We start from the raw sequence: 17,462 nt of genomic DNA, 5'->3' as shown, positions 1-17,462 counted from the left end.
AGTCCGGTCCGCCAGACACAGAATGTCTGTTTCCGTGGCTTCCGATAGCGGCGCCAGCATATGGGTCATATGAGCTTCCACAATTTCTGCTTCCCGTTCATATCCCAGACTTCTGAGCAGCCTTGCGCCAACGATTTCATGGTGATCCTGCACTCTGGCCACATCGTGGATCAGGGCAGAGATACGAACCAATTCCACATCCATGGCAACTCCGTTCCGGTTCAGTGCATCGGCAATGACGGCAGCAACACGGCTGACTTCCTGACAGTGCCGAATCACTCGGTCCGGTGTATTCTGCTCCCGGAACAGCCTGTAACATTCTTCTTCGGTGAGTCTCTTCATCTCTGTCATATTCGCTCCTAAAAGGATTAATATTCGTCGTAGAATTCGAATTCAAAATCATTGATCCGGATGATGTCTTCCTCTTCCAGACCCATTTCCTTCATTTTCTCCACCGCACCGCTGTTTTCGATGTACTTGTACAGGTAGCGGAGAGATCCCATATCATTGAAATTCGTGGAATTAAAGATCTTCATCAGCTGACCGCCGGAAAGCTCGAATGCGCCGTCCTCTCCCCGGGACACATGTACTTCCCGGTATTCCGGTCCCTGGGCTTCATCCTGTTCGAAGTCGAAATACTCCACTTCTTCCTCTTCCGGCGGATTCTTCTCCACCTCCTGCAGCGTCAGAAGCGCAGCATCCATCAGTTCTTTCACCCCGTAGCCGATGGGAGCTGACAGCGGGAAGACCCGGTAGCCTTTTCCTTCCACATATTCCTTGAACACCCGGTATTCCGGTCCGTCCTCGTCAATCAGGTCCACCTTGTTGGCAGCCACCAGCATCGGCTTCTTCTGCACATTTCTGCCGTACAGGGCCAGCTCTTTCATAATCTTGTCGAAATCCTCCTTCGGATCCCGTCCCTCACTGCCGGCCACATCCACCACATGAATCAGAACTTTCGTCCGTTCGATGTGCTTCAGGAAACGAAGTCCCAGACCCAGTCCTTCATGGGCACCTTCTATAATACCGGCGATATCCGCCATGACGAAGCTGGTGTCATACAGCTGAACCACGCCGAGGTTCGGCTGCAGTGTAGTGAAATGATAGTTGGCGATCTTCGGATTGGAACGGGTGGCATTGGCCAGCAGACTGGACTTCCCCACATTCGGGAATCCGACCAGTCCCACATCGGCGATCGCCTTCAGTTCCAGCGTAATCTCCCGGCGGATGCCTTCCGTTCCGGCTTCTGCGAAATTCGGAGCCTGCCGGACGGAGTTCATATAGTGGACATTGCCCTTTCCGCCTTTCCCGCCCCGGGCAGCGACGAAAGAATCTCCGGCTTCCACCAGGTCCTTCATCACCTTGCCGGAAGCAGTGTCCAGCACCACGGTTCCCGGCGGGACGCTGATGATCAGGTCCTTCCCCTTCTTTCCGAAACATTTCTTCCGCATGCCGTCCTGGCCGTTTTCGGCCTTATACTTGCTGGAATATTTGAAATCCATCAGTGTTCTCATATTCGGATCCGCCTGGATGATGACATCTCCGCCCTTTCCTCCGTCGCCGCCGTCCGGGCCGCCGTCCGGTACGAAAGGTTCTCTGCGGAAGGAAACGGCACCGTTTCCGCCCTTTCCGGACTGGATCGTGATATTCGCTCTGTCAACGAACGTACTCATTACATGCCTCCGTCTATAAAAAAATAAACCCCTACGAGATCCGTAGGGGCATGAAAACGCTTCCTAAGCTTCCAGAGGGTAGACGCTGACCTGCTTGCGGGTCTTGTCCTTTCTCTCGAACTTAACAGCACCGTCGATCTTGGCGAACAGAGTGTCATCTCCACCGATGCCAACGTTGTTGCCCGGGTGAAGCTTCGTGCCTCTCTGTCTGACCAGGATGCTGCCTGCTGTAACGAACTGACCGTCACCAGTCTTGACGCCTAAACGTTTGGACTCGGACTCACGACCGTTCTTGGAACTTCCTACTCCCTTTTTACTTGCCATGGACCTGTTACCTCCTTACTAATGACAATCGGAAACTACTTCTCAGCCTTCTCGATCGCTTCCACGATCTCAGCCTTCGTAGCCTTCTCATCGATTTCAATGCTGTGCTCCTCTGCATAAGCAATCAGCTCATCCTTCTTCATGGATGTGGAAACCTTCTTCTCCGGCTCAGCCTTCTTCTCTTCTGTTCCGCCGAGAGACTTGATCTCAACCGTTGTGAACGGCTGTCTGTGTCCCTGCTTCTTTCTGTAGTCCTTCTTGCTCTTATACTTGAAGATGATAACCTTCTGTGCCTTGCCATTGGCAACGACCTCAGCCTCCACCTTCGCATTCTCGATATACGGCTTACCTACTGTCAGGCCGTTATCATCGCTCAGTGCAAGGACCTTCGTGAATTCGATCTTCTCTCCGGCTTCTGCGTTCAGCTTCTCGACGTTCAGAACGTCTCCTTCCTGAACTCTGTACTGCTTTCCGCCAGTTTCAATAACTGCATACATAGTTGTAAGTACCTCCTCTTACCAGTCTCGCCTTTTCGGGCAGCGCTGTCATCACAATCCGGTGATGCTTCGCACTTTCGGAGCCCTTCCCGTGCGGTCTAACTCGGTTAGTATAGCATGGGGAGGTATATTAGTCAAATGATTTTCGAGAAAAAACTATTCAATAATCACGCCGTCTTCATCGATCATCAGATCTTCCGCCACCGGCGCCTCCGGTTCCTTCCCGGCCGCCTGCTTCGCCTTACGGGCCTGCATGCGTTCGTCTTCCTCCCGCATCTCGGCCTCCTTCTTCTCCCGTACGGCATCCCGCAGTTTCTGCGTCAATTCTTCCATCAGATCCGGATTATCTTCCAGATACTGCTTCACGTTTTCCCGTCCCTGTCCGATCCGTTCTCCGTTATAACTGAACCAGGATCCGGCCTTGCTGACAATTCCTGCTTCCACCGCACAGTCCAGTACGTCGCCGGATTTCGAAATCCCCTTTCCGTACATGATATCGAACTCTGCACGCTTGAACGGCGGCGCAACCTTGTTCTTCACAATCTTCACCCGGGTACGGTTCCCCAGCATTCTGTCTCCCTGCTTGATGGTCTCAATCCGCCGTACGTCAAACCGCATGCTGGAGTAGAACTTCAGAGCCCGGCCGCCGGTGGTGACTTCCGGATTGCCGAACATGACCCCGACTTTCTCACGAAGCTGGTTAATGAAGACCACACAAGTATTGGTCTTATTCACCGTGCCGGTCAGTTTCCGAAGCGCCTGGGACATGAGTCTGGCCTGCAGACCCACGTGAGTGTCTCCCATATCTCCCTGGATCTCTGCCTTCGGTACCAGCGCTGCGACAGAGTCGATGACAATGATATCAATGGCACCGCTGCTGGCCAGCATATCACAGATTTCCAGCGCCTGCTCTCCCGTATCCGGCTGGGAAACCAGGAGCTCCTCAATCCGGACGCCCAGATTCTTCGCATAGACCGGGTCCAGGGCATGCTCCGCATCGATGAAGGCAGCCTTCCCCCCGGCCTTCTGCGCCTCCGCAACCATGTGCAGCGCCAGAGTGGTCTTTCCGGAGGATTCCGGACCGAATACTTCCACAATCCTTCCCCGGGGAACGCCGCCCACCCCGGTAGCCAGATCCAGGCTGATGGATCCGGTGGAGATCGTCTCCACATCCATACCGGAATCACTCAGCTTCATGATCGCTCCCTGACCGAACTGCTTCTGTATCTGTGCCAGGGCCGCTTCCAGAGCCTGTTCCCTTCCGTCCTTCCCATTCTTCGTTGCTCTCGCCATAATTACCTCCATAAGAACGCTTGTTCTTCTATTATTCTACTGATTTCCGGATGTTTGTCAAGAGGGGCGTGAGATACAGGAGCCGCACGTTTCTTCCATCATCTGGAAATTCATTGTCCGGTTATCATACCACCGGCCCCGTGAATTGTCAAATTATTCCAGCTGAATATCTTTTCCCTCCGGATCCGTGAAATTTTCCTGCATCACCGGCCTTCCGTCAATGAGTCGGTTGACCGTGTCCAGCATCATGAGAACGGCGTACTTCCGGTTCCATTCCCGGCTGAAGTTCGGCGTCAGCAGTTTCTTCACCAGCGTTTTCCCCTGATACCGGCACCCGATATAGATGAGCCCCACCGGCTTCTCCGGCGTTCCGCCCCCCGGACCCGCAATCCCGGTGACTGAAACGCACACATCGCTTCCGGTTTTTTTCTGAAGACCTTCGGCCATCTGCCGGGCCACTTCCGGGCTGACGGCGGTCTCCCGCTCCAGCGTATCTTCCCGAACGCCCAGCTCTTCGATTTTTGCCCGGCAGGTGTAGGTCACAATCCCCCGCTCGAATACTTCGGAGATGCCCGGCACATCTGTCAGAGTTCCGGCAAACAGGCCGCCGGTGCAGGACTCCGCACAGGAAATCGTGATGTGCCGGTCAATCAGTTTACGGCCCACCACCTGTACGAGATCTTCGTCTTCCTCACTGTAAATATTGTCCCCCAGCCGTTCCCGGACTCTCCGGACCATCGCCTCCACTGCGTTCTTCGCTTCCTCCAGGGTCCGCCGCTTGGAGGCCACCCGAACGCTGCACTCGGCCATCTTTGCATATGTGGCAATGGTCGGATCCGTCTGGGCATCGATCAGATCCATGAGTTTTGTCTCCACCAGGGACTCTCCCTTCCCGAAGATGCGCAGCACCTTATAATAGATCACACTGTCCTGCTGCTTCGCCAGGTACGGATAGACGCACCGGCGAAACATCTCTGTCATTTCATACGGCGGCCCCGGCAGGCAGATGACGGTGGTCCCGTTCTTTTCCACTGCAAATCCCGGCGCCGTGCCGATTTCCGTCTGGAAAACCGTCGCATGTTCCGGCAGCAGATACTGCTTGTAATTATTCGTTGTGAACCGGTGTTTCCGGGCCTGCTGAATCTCCATGAGGATGTGTTTCGCTTCCTCGTCCTCCACCAGCTTCTCTCCCAGGAAATCACTGACCGTTTCCTTCGTCATATCATCCTCTGTGGGTCCCAAACCGCCGGTGGTGATGATCAGATCGCAGTCCTCTGCAGCCAATCCCAGAATCTCCCGCAGTCTGCCGTCGTTATCGCCCACGGTATAACGGTAAAGTACGTCTATTCCCAGCATATTCAACTGACGGGAAATATATACGGCATTCGTATCGGTGATCTGCCCCATCAGGAGTTCTGTTCCGACACTGATCACGGCACATTTCATTGATCACTTTCCTCCTTCTTCCAAACGAGAAACAACAGCAGAGGCAGAGCAGACGCAGTCTTCATGGACCGGTCCCGCTCTGCCCGAGAGAATTGTTATTCTGATTCCCGGAACACCCGGATGTTCTTCACTACATATTCAATACCGGAGTAGACAGTCATGATAATGGATGCCCACAGCAGCGCATAGGCAATCAGGCGTACCGGAGTGTACAGCCCGCTTTTCTCCGGCACCCCGTGGAAGAGCATGAGCATGATCACGGCAAACATCTGCAGAACCGTCTTGATCTTCCCGCTCATGGCTGCCGCAATGACGGTTCCTTCCGAAGCGGCCACTGTGCGCATACCGGCGATGGTGAACTCTCTGGCGAGAATGACGATGAGCATCCACGCCGGGATGGTCCGGTCGCCGATCATCAGGCAGAACGCAGAGTACACCAGGATCTTATCCGCCAGCGGATCCATGATTTTCCCGAAATTAGTCACCAGATGGTATTTCCGGGCGATTTTCCCGTCCAGCATATCCGTCAGGGATGCGGCGCAGAACAGCACCAGCGCAGGGATGTAATATCCCAGAATGTAGCACACAATGAAGAACGGAACTGCGATGATCCGCCCCATAGTCAGTTTATTCGGTAGATTCATTCCTTACACCTCTCTGCCTTCCAGATCATAGTCAAAGGCATCGAGAATCTCTACGGTGACGATGTCTCCCGGCTCATGATCGCGTACTGCCGAAAATATCACGGAATTGTCGATTTCCGGCGCATCCATCCGGGTGCGGCCCACATAGGATTCGCCGTCCTCGTCCAGACGGTCCACCATGACTTCCAGCTTCTTTCCGATGAGCGCCTGATTGTGTTCCAGGGAAATCTGCATCTGTTCCACCATCAGGGCATCCAGACGTTCTTCCTTCACCGCCTCCGGAATCTGATCCGTCCGCTCCGCCGCCGGTGTACCTTCTTCCCTGGAATAGGTGAATGCGCCCAGCCGTTCGAACCGCTGCTGTGCAACAAACTGCTGCAGCTCAGCGAAGTCTTCCTCTGTCTCTCCCGGGAAACCCACAATCAGGGTCGTCCGGATTGTAATGTCCGGCATCGCCGTCCGCAGTTTCCGGATCGTTTCGTCGATGGATGCCCGGGAGGAATGGCGGTTCATGTCCCGGAGCACCCGGTCACTGGCGTGCTGCAGAGGAATGTCGATGTAATGACAGATTTTCGGTTCTTCGGCCATGACCCGGATCAGCTCGTCCGTGATGTTATCCTCGTAGGCGTACATGATGCGGATCCATTCGATGCCGTCGATCCGGCAAAGCTCCTTCAGGAGTCCGGCCAGCATCGGGCGGCCTTCGATGTCCTTCCCGTAATAACTGGTGTCCTGTGCGATCAGGATCAGTTCTTTCGTTCCAGCCTGTGCCAGGCGGTTCGCCTCCCTGAGGATGCTCGCCTTCGACCTGCTGCGGTAATTTCCCCGGATGTGCGGAATGATGCAGTAGGCACACCGGTTGTCACAGCCTTCCGCAATTCTCAGATACGCTGTGTACGGATTCTCCGGCAGTTTCCGGTTCTCTTCCTCCTCTTCGAAAGCCTTTCGATCATATTCTCCCACGGAGCGGAACCGTTCCCCGGTCTCTTCCAGTTCATCCAGCAGCCCCGGCAGTTTTTCATAATCGTTCACACCCAGAAATCCGTCCGCTTCCGGAATTTCCTCAAATAGTTCCGCCGCATACCGCTGCACCATGCAGCCGGATACAATCAGTTTCTTTCCCGCCTCACGGAACCGGGCCATATCGAATATCTCGCTGATGGATTCCTTCTTCGCATCGTCAATAAATCCGCAGGTGTTCACCACAATGGCGTCCGCCTCCGCCGGATCCGTTACGACCTCGTGACCGTGCCGTTCCAGCATCCCCATAGCCATTTCGGAATCACCGAAATTCTTCGCACACCCCAGCGTGTCGAAATATACTTTCATACGTATTCGTCCACCTCTCTGTTTCTATTCTGTCCGGCATCCGCTGTTCCTTCATGACAGGCTGCCGGTTTCCTCCTTCATTCTCTCCAGTTCATCCTCTGTCAGGAGAACCTTCCGCGGGCGGCTCCCGTCCTGGGGACCGATGACCCCCCGTTCTTCCATCATATCCATGATGCTTGCCGCATGGTTATAGCCGATGCGGAAGCGGCGCTGCAGCATGGAAGTAGACGCCTTCCCCGCCTGCACCACACATTCGATTGCTTCCGGCAGCAGTTCGTCCTCGTCTTCTCCCAGACCGCCTCCGGCCGGACCGTTCTCGATCGTGTCCATCACTTCATCATTATACCCCGTCTTGAGATTCTGGTCTTTCACGAATTCGATAATCCGGTTCACTTCCTCGTCAGAAATGAAGGTGCCCTGCACACGAAGCGGCTTGCCTCTTCCCAGCGGATTGAAGAGCATATCACCCTTTCCCACCAGCTTCTCGGCGCCGCCCATATCCAGAATCGTCCGGGAATCAATCTGAGAGGAAACGGCGAAGGCAATTCTGGACGGGATATTGGCCTTGATCAGACCGGTGATGACATCCACCGACGGACGCTGGGTGGCGACGATCAGATGCATACCGGCAGCCCGGGCCATCTGCGCGAGGCGGGCGATGGATTCCTCCACCTGGCTCGGTGCAGCCATCATCAGATCTGCCAGCTCGTCAATGATGATCACCACCTGGGACATGATCTCGTCATCCCGTTTCTCTTTCTTCATTTTCTTGTTGAAGGATTTCAGATCCCGCACATTCTCGTCCGCAAAGGACTTATACCGGTTCGTCATCTCTGCCACGGCCCAGTTCAGCGCCGCCGCAGCTTTCGCCGGATCTGTCACCACCGGAATCAGCAGGTGCGGAATGCCGTTATAGTGTCCCAGTTCCACCACTTTCGGATCAATCAGCACCAGTTTCACCTCGTCCGGGTCCGCCCGGTACAGGATACTGGCAATGATGCTGTTGATGCACACAGACTTTCCGGATCCTGTGGAACCGGCAATCAGAAGATGGGGCATCCCTTTCAGGTCAGCAACAATATTATTCCCGGAAATGTCCTTTCCTACTGCGAAAGCAATCTTCGATTTTTCATCCCGGAACTCCGGAGAATCGATGACTTCCCGGATCCGGACCATATTCGTCTTGTCATTCTGCACTTCGATGCCGACCGCGGCCTTTCCCGGAATCGGCGCTTCGATACGGATACTCTTCGCCCGGAGATTCAGGGCAATATCATTGGACAGGCTGACGATCTTACTCACCTTCACACCCGTGTTCGGCTGAATCTCATAGCGGGTGACCGCCGGACCCTGGGTCACCTGAATAACCCGGGCGTCCACGTTGAAGCTCTGGAGAGTATGTTCCAGTGTCACCGCTTTCTCATGCAGCTCCTCGCTCAGACCGGAATTATCCACCTGATCCGGAGGATCCAGCAGGTTGACTGGCGGTTTCCGGTAGGTCTCTCTGCCGGTCAGCACTTTCTTCAGGCCGGCAGCTGCCGCACCGGCCGTGGCTGCCGCAGTCCCCGCATCCAGAACCGATTTCTTCCGGCTCCCTTCATAGGTGGATACCGCAACTCTTCCGCTTCCCCCGTCTTCCGGCTCCGGATTCTCCTGTCCGGCACCGCTTCGCACCGCATCCTCCCGGGTCTTCTGAAGCCGTCCGTCCCGGTCGTCCGGGAAATCACGAAAATCCAGGACCTCGTCCTCTGTGGTGTCCCCTGACAGTCCGAACAGATCCCGGTGTTCCGGCTCAGATGCGGTGGATGAGGTCCGGGAATCCGCCGGAAGATCCGGTTCAGCAGAAAGGGAAACCGGCTCCGCCGAAGTCGGATTATCCAGGCCGTAACCCTGGGACGGAGAAGAGGGACCTTCTCCATCCAGACCGAAGCCCCCGGCCGGAGCAGACGGGCCCGCCCCATCCAGGCCGTACCCCGCAGACGAAGTGGACGGACCTTCTCCATCCAGGCCGTACCCGGAAGCAGCAGAAGAGCCTGCACCGTCCAGATCCCGGCCATCCGCAGCGGGTACAGATTCTGCAAACGGGTCATTGTCCGTCAGGAAATCAAGCACGTTGCTTTTCTGACCGCCGACGCCGTACAGACTTTGTCCATCCTTACTCTTCAAAAAAGTATTGATGTTCCCGTCATGGGGCATACGGTCCACCGGATCCGCCACCGGCGCCGGCGTCTCCGGGATCACAATCCGGATATTGTCGTTATAATCGAACTCCTCCAGCGGCATAGTGTCCGCAGAAGATTTCTTCCCGCTCTTCGGCGGCTTGTTCCTTCCGGCCTGTTTCCCTTCCGGGTCATTCTCCCCCTTCCGGGTAATTCCCATACTCCGGTCGAACTCCCCGGCCCGGATCCGGGCTGCCTCTGCCCGGCGCTTCGCCTCTTCCTCCCGGGCCATCTGCTCCCGGAGCTCCTTCATGATGCGCTTCTCTTCCCTGCGGTTTCCCACCTTCACCAGAAACTGGGACAGCTTCGTGTTCAGCAGCAAAAGCAGTGAAATGGCGATCATCAGTATTCCGAAAATATAAAGTCCGGCTTTCCCGATGATATTCACCAGGAATGTACCCAGAGTCATGCCGAACAGACCGCCGTTCTCCAGCTTCGTTCCACCAGTATAGAACTGCCGCAGGTCGTAGGCCAGATCCGCATCCGCCAGGAAACGGCCGGAATTCATGAGACAAAGAAGAAGCAGAAGAGCGATCGAAACCGCGAAAGTCCGCTTCGACACATGATTCGACATCCGGGTCACAAACAGAATCCCCAGAAGAATCAGGTACCAGGGGAAGAACAGACCCACGGCTCCGAAGATCCCCTTCAGAATGACCCCCAGCTCGTTCCCGTATACCCCTGCCGCATGAAACTGCACACTGGCAAAGATGAAGGCGCCCACAGCAATACAAACCAGACCCCAGATGATGTCTTTCATCCGTTTCGATGCCTGCCGCTTCTCCTGCATAGCCCGGATTTCTTCTTTCTTCTCCGTCTCCCGGGGGGATTCGGCCTTCGTCTTCTTCCGGCCTTCCGACTGCTTCTTCCCGGCCTGCTTCTTCGTATCTAGTTCTTTCGTTTCCTTCTTCTTAGCCAATCTTTTCCTCCAAAAAAACAGCAGAGTACTCTTGCCCGGAACCCTCGCCCCGGGCAGGATGCACTCTGCTTATTATATGCAGTTCCGGCTGATATTTCAACCGTTTCGTGGTCAGGCTACTTGCAGGTAATGTATCCCTTCTCCACCAGTGCTTCTGCGGACAGAACCGCACCGCCGGCTGCGCCTCTGACAGTGTTATGCGCCAGACCCACCAGCTTCCAGTCAAAGATCGTGTCTTCTCTCAGACGGCCGAAGGAGACGCCGAATCCATTCTCATAGTAGACATCCTGGGTAACCTGCGGTCTGTCATCCTCTGTGAGATACTGAATAAACTGCTTCGGAGCACTCGGCAGATCCGCCTCCTGCGGGAATCCCCGGAAGTTCACCAGTCTGTCAATCAGTTCCTCTTTCGTCGGTTTCTTCGCAAAGTCAACGAAAATAGTGGCCGTATGACCTTCCAGCACCGGCACACGGATGCACTGGCTGGTGATCAGCGGACCCTCTGCATTGACAATCTCACCGTTCTCCACATGGCCGAAAATCTTCAGCGGTTCCTTCTCACTCTTCTCTTCCTCGCCGCCGATATATGGAATGATGTTGCCCACCATCTCCGGCCAGTCCTGAAAATTCTTTCCGGCACCGGAAATCGCCTGATATGTGGAGACCACAACCTTCGTCGGTTCGAATTCCTTCCAGGCATACAGAGCCGGAACGTAGCACTGAATGGAGCAGTTCGGCTTCACAGCAATGAATCCCTTCTCTGTGCCGAGACGCTTCTTCTGGGCCGGGATCACAGCGTAGTGATCATCGTTGATCTCCGGTACAACCATCGGCACATCCTTCGTCCAGCGATGAGCGCTGTTGTTGGAGACCACCGGCGTCTCGGTCTTCGCGTACTCTTCCTCAATGGCCCGGATCTCATCCTTGGACATATTGACAGCGCTGAATACGAAGTCCACGTCCTTCGCAACGTTTTCCACGTCGGAGACATCCTGCACCACGATCTTCTTCACCGCCTCCGGCATCGGCGTCTGGAGTTTCCATCTGCCGGCCATGGATTCTTCATAGGTTTTTCCGGCGCTGTGGCTGGACGCAGCAATCGTGGTGACCTCAAACCACGGATGATTCTCCAGCAGTGTGATGAATCTCTGGCCGACCATGCCGGTGCCGCCCAGAATGCCGACCTTCAGCTTCCTGTCAAGTTTCTTCATATCTCGGAAATCCTCCTTTTAGACTATATCAACAAATTTGTTTATCATTTTACTATCCAACGCACAAATTATCAACAATAGTCTCAAAGAAAATGGAAATATCCATAAAAAATACAATTTATTGCAAAAAAGAAAAAGACAGATGCGTTCGCTGCATCTGTCAGAATTCCAAAGCCTGTGGTTATGCCTCTGCTTCGTTCTTCAGTACATTCTTCCCATCGTAGTAGTTGCAGTTCGGGCATACTCTATGCGGAAGTTTCGGCTGATGACACTGCGGGCAAATAGAAATTCCCGGCGCCACCTTCTTCATGTTAGGTGCTCTTCTGGAATCTCTGTGAGCTTTCGATGTTCTTCTCTTTGGTACTGCCATTGTCTTACCTCCTTCCACTGTTTCTCATATCTCTAAAAAACAGAATTTTCGTCAACGGTGTTTAGTATATACTGCCGATGAAGTCGTGTCAACATTATTTTTTCATATTTTGTTACTCGGGCGGTCCGGAGCCACAATATACGGATGTTTTATAAAGTCCGAAGACCGGTACAGGTCATTTCCCCAGATCAGATTGTACAGATCGGAAGCCAGAATATCCACAGAGAGCAGTCTCCGGATCGCCGGGTACCGGTCAGCCTCCCGGTTGATATTCGTCAGAATCGGAATGCCGGTCACTTCTGCGGCCTGCCGCAGGAATGCGGTACCTGCTTCTCCCGCCGCCAGCACTCTGGCATACAGCACCCCGCTCTCCAGATCCGCTTTCGTGACACCCAGCAACGTCTGGGCAATCATCCGGCTGATTCTGGTCCGGGTATACACCTTCGATTTCACACAGTCAATCAGTTCATCCACGTTGCCGGTGTCTCTGATCCGTTTCTTCAGAAGGTGTCCCAGACCGCCTCCCGCCGAGGCGACATTCTCCAGAACCGATTCTTCCGTCTCCAGGATCTTCGCCGCAGCCAGGTGAAAATACGCAGCTTCTGCCTGACGGAATCGTTCGGGCTGCCGCATGCGCATCTTCTCCCGCAGCATCGTTCCGGTTTCGTGATGTCCGCTCCCCCGGCGGCGTACGGTGAACAGTTCCATCGTCCTTGCGCAGGAAGCATATTCCAGCCCCAGGATGTTGTTCGGTTCCGCCAGTTCCTCCAGAGAGAATCCTGCGTGAAGGTCCCGGGCAGCCTTTTCCCGGGCGGATGGATAGGACATTCCCTTCCTCGTCAGTTCCGCCGTCAAGGCATTTACCTGCTCACGATGCTCCCGAAAAAAAGAAGCGGCGGAGCGGAACCATTCCGCTTCACCGGATTCACTGCCGAAGGCAAGCAGGTCCACAATGCCCGTTCCTTCCAGAATGCCCACACCGGCCGAGGCGAAATACGGTGCACTGGCACAGGCATAGACGGCGGGCAGTTCCAGCACCAGATCCACACCGCTCCGAACCGCTTTCTCTGCCCGGGTCCACTTGTCTTCCGCTGCCGGATATCCACGCTGGGTGAAATCACCGCTCATTACCGCAACCACCCTGTCCGCACCCGCCTCTTCCCGGACCCGCTGAATCAGATACCGGTGTCCGTCGTGGAAGGGATTAAACTCTGCTATGATTCCTGCTGTTTTCACTCCTTGTCATCATCTCCGTCCTGGGACTTGCTGTCATACATCCACTCTTCCCCGTTCTGGGTTCTGGATGCCATCTGCTTCAGTTCATCCCGGTTCTTCTCCAGTACACTGTCAATGCCGTTGAACGTATTTTCCAGACTGTTATACATTTCGACGAAGTATGTATTATTCAGCTGATCCATCTTACCCTGCATATCGTAGAGCATACGGTCCAGATAGTCATACGTACGCATCTTCAGTTCTCTGGAGTAGTCCTCCGCTTCCTGGGTGATGCGTTCCGCCCGCTTCTTCGCCTTCAGTGTGATGTCGTTGTCATCCACCAGGAAATCAGCCTGCTTCTTCGCTTCTACAATCAGTTTCTTATATTCCGATTTCGCATCGTCCAGAATGCGGTTCTGCTCGTCCTTCAGCCATTTCGCCTGCTTCATGTCGTCCGGAAGACTGCGGCGGATATCATTGACCAGCTCCATCACCTCTTCCTTGTCCACCATAACCTTCCCGGTTAACGGAACATTCGAAGCGGTGTCCATGATATCTTCCAGTTCATCCAATAAATCCAATACGGTCATGCTTACCTCCCACTGGTATATCTCTTCATGCTCATCAAGTCCAGCGGGACAAGCGAGCAGACTGTTAATCAATTCTGATGGAATTTCGCTTTCATCGCCCGGAGTACTGCATCCGGCACCAGACCTTCTCCGTTTCCGCCCAGAGAGATCACTTCCTTCGCCATGGTGGAACTCAGGAACCCGTAGGCGGGGTCCGTCATGAGATAGACCGTTTCCGCCCGGTCAAACAGACGGGCATTCATATGATCCATACTGATTTCATAGTTGAAATCAGTAGAATTCCGGAGTCCGCGGATCACTGCACAGAAGCCCTGTTCATTCACATAATCCGCCAGAAGACCGCTGAACCGGTCCACCTGAACATGCGGAATATCCGCCGTCACAAGGCGGATCAGCTCCTCCCGCTCTTCAGTGGTGAAAAGGCTGTTTTTCTGCGGATTGACAATCACGCCCACCACCAGTTCGTCGAACATCGGCGCAGCGCGGCGGATGAGATCCAGATGTCCGTTCGTAATCGGGTCGAAGGATCCGGTGAACAATGCCCTGCGGCTATTTTTCTGCTCCTGCTCCCCCTTCAACATTCTCCTCCGCTTTCCGTCTGTAAATTGAAACACTGGTTTTCCCGTACTTCCGGACACGGTCCAGAACGAATCCGCCGACAGTTTCCGGCATCGGTGTTCTGGAATCATGCTCCGTTAATATTATACCGTCTGGGGCCAGTAAATCAAGCGTGTCAATCTGTTCCAGACAGTTTTCGTACAGCCCTGCCCGGTACGGCGGATCGATGAGAAACACATCGATTTTCTCATTCAGGCGATTCAGCACCTTCTTGTAATCCCCCGGAATCACAACAGCCTTCTCCTCTGCACCCACGTGGGCCAGGTTATGGTGAATCATGCGGATGCTGTCCCGGGAATTATCTCCGAAATAACAGAGCCTGGCCCCTCTGGACAGCGCCTCGATGCCCAGGCTTCCGGTTCCCGCAAACAGGTCACAGAACACCGCATCGTAGGTGTCATTCATCAGCAGATTGAAAACCGCTTCTTTCACCTTGTCCGAGGTCGGTCTGACATCGTAGTTTTCCGGCGTCTCCAGTTTCCGCCCCCGGTATTCTCCCGTAATTACTCTCATTAATATATCTCCTCGTTTCTATTCTGTTCGTCCCGCCTCTGTTCATCCCGTCGGGACAGTTTCCTCTTCACAGCTACATTTCCAGCCGTTCCAGTCCGTGGAACATCTTCCGCACCCGGATCCAAAGTTCCTCATGTTCCGGAAGCGTCAGGGAAGGATCTTCTTCCAGGATTTCTTCCGCTGCCCTGCCCGCCTTCTCCAGCACATCCCGGTGACGCACCAGATCACTGATCATCCGTTCCGGCAGGCCATGCTGCCGGGTGCCGAATAATTCTCCTGGCCCTCTGAGGCGCAGGTCCTCCTCCGCAATCCGGAATCCGTCAGAGGATTCTTTCATGATCTTCGCCCGTTCCAGCGCAATTTCACTCTCTCCCCGCAGAACCAGAAAGCAGTAGGACTTGAGGCTGCCTCTTCCGACCCGTCCCCGGAGCTGATGCATCTGGGCCAGTCCGAACCTTTCGCAGTTCTCCAGCACCATAACCGTGGCATTCCGCACATTGATTCCCACTTCGATGACGACGGTGGAAACCAGAAGCCGGATTCTCCCTTCTGCGAAATCCTCCATAATGCGGTTCTTTTCTTCCGATTTCATGGCGCCGTGCAGCAGTCCCACCCGGAAGTCCGGAAAACGGTCGCTCAGTTCCCGGTAGAGTTCCTCCGCCGACTTGGCTTCAACAGTATCCGATTCTTCGATCAGGGGTGCCACCACATAGGCCTGCCGGCCCTCCGCCAGCCGTTCCCCTACGAAGTCATACATTTTCTGTCGTTTTCCCTCCGAACGGATCACATACGTATCAATCTTCTTCCGCCCTTCCGGCATCGTGCGGATCGAAGAAACGTCCAGATTCCCGAACAGAATCACTGCCAGCGTCCTTGGAATCGGCGTTGCGGTCATGATCATCACATTCGGATGCTTTCCCTTCTCCGAAAGCAGCTGGCGCTGGCTGACACCGAAGCGGTGTTGTTCGTCCGTAACCACCAGCCCCAGATCACGGAACCTGACCCCCGGTTCCAGAACGGCGTGCGTGCCGATCAGGACATCGATTTCCCCGGAAGCGAGCTTTTCCAGCACCGCAGCCTTCTGCCCCGCCTTCAGGCTTCCGGTCAGAAGCCCCACCCGAATTCCGTACCGGGCGAAGTCTTCCCCCACAGAGTCTGCGTGCTGCCGGGCCAGGATCTCGGTAGGAGCCATCATGACCGCCTGGTATCCCGCTTTCACGGCGGCGAACATGGCGGTCTCCGCCACAACGGTCTTCCCGGATCCCACGTCCCCCTGAATCAGCCGGTTCATCGGCCGGTCCAGGGACAGATCTTCTCCGATCGCCTGCCAGGCTTCTCTCTGCCCTTCCGTCAACCGGAACGAAAGCCCCCGGATGAATTCCGCCCCCGGGGCCGGATCAATGACGATGCCGTTCTCCCGGGGAAGGACGCCGTCCCGGAGGTAATGCATGCCGGTCTCCAGCGTGAATAGTTCATCGAACACCACCCGGTAGCGGGCCATCTGCAGGTACTTCGTGTTTTCCGGAAAGTGCATATTCATAAGTGCGAACCGGGCATCCGCCAGATGATACCGCTGCCGGAGCGGCGCAGGCAGCCATTCCGGCACATCCTCCAGGGCATCCAGGGCCTGCCGGGTCAATTTCCGGATTTCCTTCTGAGACAGCCCTGCGGTGAGGCTGTATACAGGAAGAATGCCGCGGATATCCCTGGGATCTCCCTGCCGGTGAAACTCCGGATGGATCATCTGCAGGCGGTCCCGGTTCCTGGTCACCCGGCCATAAAAAGAATATCTGGCCCCGGGCTGAAACAGGTTCTCCAGATACCGCCCGTTGAAGAACAGCATTTCCATGGTTCCGGTGCTGTCCTCCACAAGAATGGAAAGAGGGGCTTTCCGGGAGAAACGGGAACCGTGATACCGTCTGGAACGAACGATTCCGACCACCAGGCAGTCCGTTTCCGGTTCCGCATCCCGAATTTGCGTTTCCAGCCGCCGGTCCTCATATTTCCGGGGGAAATAGTGGACCAGGTCATGGACATCCCGAATCCCGGCATTTTCCAGTACAGCGGCCTTCTTCGGGCCGACGCCCTTCAGGACGGTGATGCTATCGGTCAGATTCATACCGGTACACCGTCTTTGTATTCCGCCGGGCCACCTGTTTCGACCTGACCCCTGCAATATCCACTGTGATCTGAATCGGTTCCTCCGGCAGGAATTCCCGCACCCGCTCACAGATATAGTCGGACACCTTCCGGGTCACCGCCCGGATACTGGCGCCAAATTTCATGATCACACTGAACTCAATCTTCACTGTCCCCTCTTCCGAATAGACCCGGATGCTTTTCATGACTTCCGGGTCCGTGAAATGAAGAACCCGGTCCAGCAGATTACCGCCCCGGGCTGTGGGCCAGATGACGCCTGCACATCCCGGCTGATTCAGCGCCGCCTCCACGATTTCTGCGAATACATTCTTCGAAATTGCGATCATGCCGAGATCTGTTTCTTTCATTAATATCACGTTATCACCTCGAACCGTTCCGTTTTCTTTCCCGATTATACATGAATCTGCACAAAAAGAAAAACTGTCATATCGGCGTCTCCCC

At 54.9% G+C, this 17,462-nt stretch carries 14 protein-coding genes and 4 pseudogenes; all 18 read right to left on the bottom strand.

The window, feature by feature from the left end:
• Nucleotides 1-12: 12 nt before the first annotated feature.
• A pseudogene (locus BLQ24_RS10260) lies at nt 13-342 on the bottom strand (HD domain-containing protein); the annotation flags it as partial.
• A 26-nt stretch (nt 343-368) separates the two neighbouring features.
• Nucleotides 369-1,673 carry a GTPase ObgE gene (gene obgE / locus BLQ24_RS00590; protein WP_090161520.1) on the bottom strand — a complete coding sequence of 435 codons (1,305 nt, stop codon included), beginning with the start codon at nt 1,671-1,673 and terminating at the stop codon, nt 369-371.
• Between the two features lie 63 nt (nt 1,674-1,736).
• Nucleotides 1,737-1,997 (bottom strand): 50S ribosomal protein L27, encoded by a 261-nt coding sequence (rpmA, locus tag BLQ24_RS00585; protein ID WP_090161517.1) that lies wholly within the window; start codon nt 1,995-1,997, stop codon nt 1,737-1,739.
• A gap of 194 nt (nt 1,998-2,191) precedes the next feature.
• Nucleotides 2,192-2,494 (bottom strand): annotated as a pseudogene (gene rplU / locus BLQ24_RS00580) (50S ribosomal protein L21); the annotation flags it as partial.
• Nucleotides 2,495-2,650: 156 nt separating this feature from the next.
• Nucleotides 2,651-3,787, bottom strand: coding sequence for a recombinase RecA (gene recA, locus BLQ24_RS00575; protein ID WP_090161712.1), 1,137 nt, complete (start codon nt 3,785-3,787; stop codon nt 2,651-2,653).
• Nucleotides 3,788-3,940: 153 nt separating this feature from the next.
• Nucleotides 3,941-5,233 carry a competence/damage-inducible protein A gene (locus tag BLQ24_RS00570; RefSeq protein ID WP_090161512.1) on the bottom strand — a complete coding sequence of 431 codons (1,293 nt, stop codon included), beginning with the start codon at nt 5,231-5,233 and terminating at the stop codon, nt 3,941-3,943.
• A 95-nt stretch (nt 5,234-5,328) separates the two neighbouring features.
• Nucleotides 5,329-5,877: a CDP-diacylglycerol--glycerol-3-phosphate 3-phosphatidyltransferase gene (gene pgsA, locus BLQ24_RS00565; protein ID WP_090161509.1), complete on the bottom strand. Its 549-nt coding sequence runs from the start codon at nt 5,875-5,877 to the stop codon at nt 5,329-5,331.
• Between the two features lie 3 nt (nt 5,878-5,880).
• The gene (gene rimO, locus BLQ24_RS00560) at nt 5,881-7,206 is read right to left on the bottom strand and encodes a 30S ribosomal protein S12 methylthiotransferase RimO (RefSeq protein WP_090161507.1); all 1,326 of its coding nucleotides are present in this window, start codon (nt 7,204-7,206) and stop codon (nt 5,881-5,883) included.
• 51 nt (nt 7,207-7,257) lie between these two features.
• Nucleotides 7,258-8,703, bottom strand: a pseudogene (locus BLQ24_RS10460) (DNA translocase FtsK); the annotation flags it as partial.
• A gap of 1,014 nt (nt 8,704-9,717) precedes the next feature.
• Nucleotides 9,718-10,185, bottom strand: a pseudogene (locus BLQ24_RS10455) (DNA translocase FtsK 4TM domain-containing protein); the annotation flags it as partial.
• A 275-nt stretch (nt 10,186-10,460) separates the two neighbouring features.
• On the bottom strand, nt 10,461-11,555 hold the full coding sequence (asd, locus tag BLQ24_RS00550; protein WP_090161503.1) for an aspartate-semialdehyde dehydrogenase: 1,095 nt from the start codon (nt 11,553-11,555) through the stop codon (nt 10,461-10,463).
• A 181-nt stretch (nt 11,556-11,736) separates the two neighbouring features.
• Nucleotides 11,737-11,925, bottom strand: a complete 189-nt coding sequence (gene rpmF, locus BLQ24_RS00545; RefSeq protein WP_090161500.1) for a 50S ribosomal protein L32 — start codon at nt 11,923-11,925, stop codon at nt 11,737-11,739.
• Nucleotides 11,926-12,027: 102 nt separating this feature from the next.
• Complete coding sequence (locus BLQ24_RS00540; protein ID WP_090161497.1) at nt 12,028-13,161, bottom strand: tRNA(Met) cytidine acetate ligase; 1,134 nt, start codon at nt 13,159-13,161, stop codon at nt 12,028-12,030.
• A complete protein-coding gene (locus BLQ24_RS00535) occupies nt 13,158-13,730 on the bottom strand; it encodes an ATP synthase subunit B family protein (RefSeq protein ID WP_090161494.1) in 573 nt (190 codons plus the stop codon). Before BLQ24_RS00535 ends, BLQ24_RS00540 begins: the two co-directional genes overlap by 4 nt.
• Before the next feature lie 68 nt (nt 13,731-13,798).
• Nucleotides 13,799-14,311 carry a pantetheine-phosphate adenylyltransferase gene (coaD, locus tag BLQ24_RS00530; RefSeq protein ID WP_090161491.1) on the bottom strand — a complete coding sequence of 171 codons (513 nt, stop codon included), beginning with the start codon at nt 14,309-14,311 and terminating at the stop codon, nt 13,799-13,801.
• On the bottom strand, nt 14,280-14,861 hold the full coding sequence (gene rsmD / locus BLQ24_RS00525; RefSeq protein WP_090161488.1) for a 16S rRNA (guanine(966)-N(2))-methyltransferase RsmD: 582 nt from the start codon (nt 14,859-14,861) through the stop codon (nt 14,280-14,282). The genes coaD and rsmD overlap by 32 nt, the downstream gene beginning before the upstream one ends.
• Before the next feature lie 73 nt (nt 14,862-14,934).
• Nucleotides 14,935-16,980: an ATP-dependent DNA helicase RecG gene (recG, locus tag BLQ24_RS00520; RefSeq protein WP_090161485.1), complete on the bottom strand. Its 2,046-nt coding sequence runs from the start codon at nt 16,978-16,980 to the stop codon at nt 14,935-14,937.
• Nucleotides 16,964-17,368, bottom strand: a complete 405-nt coding sequence (locus tag BLQ24_RS00515; protein WP_090161481.1) for an Asp23/Gls24 family envelope stress response protein — start codon at nt 17,366-17,368, stop codon at nt 16,964-16,966. Before BLQ24_RS00515 ends, recG begins: the two co-directional genes overlap by 17 nt.
• Nucleotides 17,369-17,462: the final 94 nt, after the last annotated feature.

The sequence above is a fragment of the Eubacterium pyruvativorans genome, assembly GCF_900102225.1.
Lineage (GTDB): Bacteria > Bacillota > Clostridia > Peptostreptococcales > Anaerovoracaceae > Aminicella > Aminicella pyruvativorans.
The sequence above is the reverse complement of the archived record's forward strand: the minus strand, read 5'-3'. Positions and strand labels throughout refer to the sequence as shown.